Source organism: Ruegeria sp. CDSB117 (assembly GCF_059611005.1).
This window is the reverse complement of record NZ_JBXWOS010000066.1, coordinates 1-1,854: the sequence shown is the minus strand read 5'-3', so window position 1 is coordinate 1,854 and position 1,854 is coordinate 1. Positions and strand designations below refer to the sequence as shown.

At 52.0% G+C, this 1,854-nt stretch carries 2 protein-coding genes and 1 tRNA gene; 2 read left to right on the top strand and 1 reads right to left on the bottom strand.

What is annotated here, in order from left to right:
- Positions 1 to 908: adenylate/guanylate cyclase domain-containing protein (locus AC2FJC_RS23800; protein WP_496742195.1), on the bottom strand; the 908-nt coding region annotated here is incomplete at its 3' end.
- Positions 909 to 1,372: 464 nt separating this feature from the next.
- Between AC2FJC_RS23800 and AC2FJC_RS23795 the strand changes: the two genes are divergently transcribed.
- Both AC2FJC_RS23795 and AC2FJC_RS23790 read left to right on the top strand, forming a co-directional pair.
- A tRNA-OTHER gene (locus tag AC2FJC_RS23795) sits at positions 1,373 to 1,466 on the top strand.
- A gap of 19 nt (positions 1,467 to 1,485) precedes the next feature.
- Positions 1,486 to 1,854 (top strand): hypothetical protein (locus AC2FJC_RS23790; RefSeq protein ID WP_496742194.1); only part of this gene is annotated, 369 nt, incomplete at its 3' end.

The window sequence follows — 1,854 nt, the reverse complement described above, 5'->3', positions numbered from 1 at the left end:
ATTTCAGAAAATAAGAAATCGGTTCGTCCTCCGACCATGGCGCGAGTCGCATCTGAAACGAGTATCTCGCCTGCCGCACCAACCGTGGTTATGCGTGAAGCTTTGTTGACCACAGTGCCAAAAAAATCTCCACGAGATTGCACGACATCGCCAGTGTGAATTCCAATCCGCACACCGAAAGACGGCTCCTCGGAAGCCGGTGCAATGGCCTTCTGAATCTTGACAGCGGCCGTTAGCGCTTCCTTCGCGGACGGAAAGACGGACAACGTTCCGTCTCCAAGGGATTTCACGAACTGGCCATGATACTTTTCAATGATCGCCGCCAAGACTTGGAAGTGATTTTCGATCAGCACCGACCAACGCTGATCGCCCAACGCCTCCGCCAACGTTGTACTGCCTTCTACATCAGTGAAAAGTACTGAAGCCAAACCTTCGGTTTGGATCAGCTCGGGTCCATCTTCGCGCGCAGCATCAACAAGTTTTTGGATGGCCAGCTGCTCTTTACCCACGAGTTCAATATTTGGAGTTGGCACTGAAGCGTGGCGATTGATGATCTTCCAGGCTGCTCCCTCCAGGACAAAAATCAGAACGGTGCGGTAAAAGACGGCTTCATCAAAGCCGACAAACTGAATCTTGTGGACGAAGGATGACCATCCCGTCTCTCCGTTTTCGAAGGCCTCAGCTTCAACTTCTTCGAAAACGACGGGAGCGGGGATCTCCGCGAAAAAGCCGCTAACCCCATCGCGAACTGCTTGCCCGCTCCAAAACTCTCCTTCGCCTGTCCCAACAAACCGTAGTTCATCTGCCTTCGACAGAAAATCCTGCAACTCGTCAGTATTCTTTTTGGTTCTGAGTATTTCATACCAACGCCTCGAAACTGCCAGCAGTTCAGGTGAGGAACGTATCATCACAAATGACTCGAGACGCTAAATGGAATGAGACTTACAAGGTCTTGCAACCGGGATCTCCATTTTCGAAAGATGCAGGTCAATGCTGCCGCTGAGGTTTGGTCAGATCAAGACTTTTGTATTTCTCCAAAACGGAGCGCATAAGACGCAGATCAAAAGACGCACGTCGGTTCAGAGCGAACTATCGACGGAGTATCTGAGTTCGAGTCCGGATCACAGGGTATCGAATCGTTTCGCTGTCGGAGAGCTACTCGGCGCTGCACTGACCCGCAAAAAAGGATGCTTCAGTCTTTTTGGCACACGCTAAGCTAGAAGGTTCCCAGAACTACGCGGTGAATTTCTAAGTGCAGCACGCTCTGTCTTGACATGGTTATGCGAACTGGTTCAGCTTGCGGTCATGACGTTCACACGCATCCACTGCCATCGAATATCGGCCTGAGGTCGATAACCCACGCAAAATCCGTGGGAGGCAGCATTGGTATGCGGGCGAGGCTTATATCCTTGTAATTGCTCCAGATTAGAGTGCACGAGTCGGTTCGATTCCGACGCCTCCTACCATCCCCTGGAGGAGTCCGACATGGCGGACGATGTTACTAACACAATTGACTTCAACGATATCAAGCAATCGGTCGAGGAGAGCCTCGGTCGCACACCCGAAGGCTGGTCAGGCTTGGTCACGACGCTGTTCACAGAGGTTAAAGAATACTGTGATCAGAAGGATGCCACCTACCCCTTCATCCTCCAGATCAAAGAGAACCTCGGCGAGCTCCGCATCTACCACCGGTGTGATGATCGACAAATTCAGTCGATGATCACCGCCACAATTGCACGAGCAATTCGTACCTGTGAACGATGCTCAAACGCTGCTGAGACCCAACTTCTGGACGGCTGGTACACGACACTTTGCTGCTGGTGCGCGCATGATGTCGCGAGCAAGCGCCACCCC